This window comes from Pleomorphochaeta sp. DL1XJH-081 (assembly GCF_049310885.1).
Classification (GTDB): Bacteria; Spirochaetota; Spirochaetia; order Sphaerochaetales; family Sphaerochaetaceae; genus CAYZJV01.
This window is the reverse complement of record NZ_JBMDYO010000137.1, coordinates 1-261: the sequence shown is the minus strand read 5'-3', so window position 1 is coordinate 261 and position 261 is coordinate 1. Positions and strand designations below refer to the sequence as shown.

Sequence of the window (261 nt, the reverse complement as noted above, 5' to 3'; positions counted from 1 at the left end):
CACCCCACCAATCCCATTTTTTGAGAGGTCCAATATCGAAAGTTGAGTTAGTCCCCTAATCCAACTAGGTATCTCCCCACCAATCCCATTGTTTGAGAGGTCCAAGTGTCCTAGCATATGGGAATGTTTTATAAAACCAGGAAAATTACTCAGGTTGCATGAAGCTAGGTTTAAAAGTCTTAGCTGGGGAAATCGATGCGAAGTTGAATTATGATTGGTGACATATTCAACTCTCAAGTTGTTGCCAGATAGATTAAGTTC

General features: G+C 40.6%; 1 protein-coding gene. It reads right to left on the bottom strand.

From position 1 onward, the window contains the following. Positions 1 to 237, bottom strand: a 237-nt coding sequence (locus ACODJP_RS14220; protein ID WP_422482614.1) for a hypothetical protein, incomplete at its 3' end; no start/stop codon positions are given. Between the last annotated feature and the right edge of the window lie 24 nt (positions 238 to 261).